The following is a 2093-nucleotide window of genomic DNA, read 5'->3' as shown; positions in this document are numbered from 1 at the left end:
GGAGGACAGGCGCGGCCTCTGTTCTCTGGTGAGTTCAGAAGCGTCCCCCCGCGCGGCCCCGGCCGCGCAACCCGAGCCCCGCCGCGCGGCCCCGGCCGCGCAACCCAAGCCCCGCCGCGCGGCCCCGGCCGCGCAACCCGGGCCCCCCCTCGCGAGGCTCTTCCGCGAAGGCCTCAGCCGAACGTCCCCTTGTAGGCGTCGCGCAGCACGTTCTTCTGCACCTTGCCCATGGTGTTGCGCGGCAGTTCGTCGATGACGAACACCGCCTTGGGCTGCTTGTATTTCGCCACCCGGTCGGCCAGCGCCGCCTTCACCGCGGCCTCGTCGACCGCGCCCGCGCTCTCGGGCACGACCACCGCCGCCACCCCCTCGCCGAAGTCGGGATGCGGCAGCCCGATGACCGCGCTTTCCTTCACGCCGGGCAGGTCGTCGATGATCCCCTCGATCTCCTTGGGATAGACATTGTAGCCCCCCGTGATCACCAGGTCCTTCGCCCGTCCCACGATGGTCACGTAGCCGTCGGTCGAGCGGCTGGCGAGATCGCCGGTGATGAAGAACCCGTCCGCGCGCTTCTCCTCGGCCGTCTTCTCGGGCATCCGCCAGTAGCCCAGGAACACGTTGGGCCCGCGCACCTCGAGGTTGCCGGTCTCGCCGTCAGGCAGCTCGGCCCCGGTCTCGGGATGGGTGACCTTCACCTCGACGCCGGGCAGCGGGAAGCCCACCGTGCCCGGCCGCCGCTCGCCCTCGTAGGGGTTCGAGCAGTTCATCGAGGTCTCGGTCATCCCGTAGCGCTCGAGGATCGTCTGCCCGGTGGCCGCGCGCCATTTCTCATGCGTGTCGGTCAGCATCGGAGCCGAGCCGGACACGAACAGGCGCATGTCCTGCGCGGCCTCGGCCAGGCCCGGCAGCTCCAGCAGGCGGGTGTAGAAGGTCGGCACGCCCATCAGCGCGGTCGCGCCAGGCATCGCCTCGAGCACCGCCTCGGCCTTGAACCCGGCCATGAAGATCAGCGAGCCGCCCGCGACCAGCGTCACGTTCAGCGCCACGTAGAGGCCGTGGGCATGGAAGATCGGCAGCGCGTGGATCAGCCGGTCCTGCGCGGTGAACCGCCAGCAGTCGCGAAGGGTCCGGGCGTTCGAGAGCAGGTTGCCATGGCTCAGCATCGCTCCTTTCGAGCGTCCGGTGGTCCCCGAGGTGTAGAGGATGCAGGCGAGGTCCCCGTCCCCCCGCGCCACCGCCTCGAACCCCGCGGCCTGCGCCGCGGCCGCGTCCGCCAGCGTCCCGCGCCCCTCGCCGTCGAGCGTCATTGCCCGCGCCCCGGCCGTCTCGGCCAGCGGCGCCAGCGCGTCCAGCCTGGCGGGATCGCAGACCAAGACGGACGGCTCGGCGTCGGTCAGGAAATACTCGATCTCGGCAGGCACGTAGGCGGTGTTGAGCGGCAGGAAGGCCGCCCCCGCCAGCACCGCGCCAAGGTAGAGCTGCACGGCCTCGAGCGATTTCTCGGTCTGCACGGCCACCCGGTCGCCGGGCTTCACGCCGGCCGCGACCAGCGCCGCGGCCATCTTCTCGGCCCCCTGCCACAGTTCGCCATAGCTCATCGGCGCGCGGCCGGCGACTTGCGCAAAAAGCCGCCCGTCGTCGCCCGCGGAGGGCGCGCGCAGGGCGCAGGCGAGCGTGTTTCCGGCATAGGGCGAGGTCATCGGCGGGCTCCCGGCACGTTTCTGCAGTCGCTCCGTTTCCTGCACGCCCGCCGCCTCCGGCGCAAGCGCCCGGCCTCCGCCGCCCGCGACGCCTCTGCCCGCCGCCCCCCACGAACGCCGCGGACCGCCTCCCTCGGACGCCGAAGCCCGAAACGCCGCCGCGCCCGCTGCCGGTCGGCGGGCGCCCGTCCCAAGCGCCGGTCCGAAGGCGGCCCCGTCCCGCGCCCTGCAAGCCGCCTCGGCGCTGGCGCGGTTTCGCCCTTCGCACGCCGCCGTCCGGCCAGACCGCCCCGCCCAGACGCGCAACAAGCCGCCAAGGCGGCCGTGCCGCGCCCTTCCTCGAAACGCAGAAGGCCCCGCCAAGGCGGGGCCCTCCTGAGGCCCGCAAGGGCC

The 2093-nt window shown here is 73.1% G+C and carries 1 protein-coding gene; it reads right to left on the bottom strand.

Features of this window, described 5'->3' with window-relative positions:
- Window positions 1–173: 173 nt before the first annotated feature.
- On the bottom strand, window positions 174–1700 hold the full coding sequence (locus AAC134_RS23785; RefSeq protein WP_339952289.1) for a malonyl-CoA synthase: 1527 nt from the start codon (window positions 1698–1700) through the stop codon (window positions 174–176).
- Window positions 1701–2093 lie beyond the last annotated feature (393 nt).

The sequence above is a fragment of the uncultured Albimonas sp. genome, from assembly GCF_963977235.1.
Lineage (GTDB): Bacteria > Pseudomonadota > Alphaproteobacteria > Rhodobacterales > Rhodobacteraceae > Albimonas.
Note: the sequence above shows the minus strand (reverse complement) of the source record. Positions and strands in the feature narration are given on the sequence as shown.

Excerpts from the sequence above, each read along its gene's own strand:
- AAC134_RS23785 (WP_339952289.1), bottom strand. The coding sequence starts at position 1,700 with ATGACCTCGCCCTATGCCGGAAACACGCTCGCCTGCGCCCTGCGCGCG.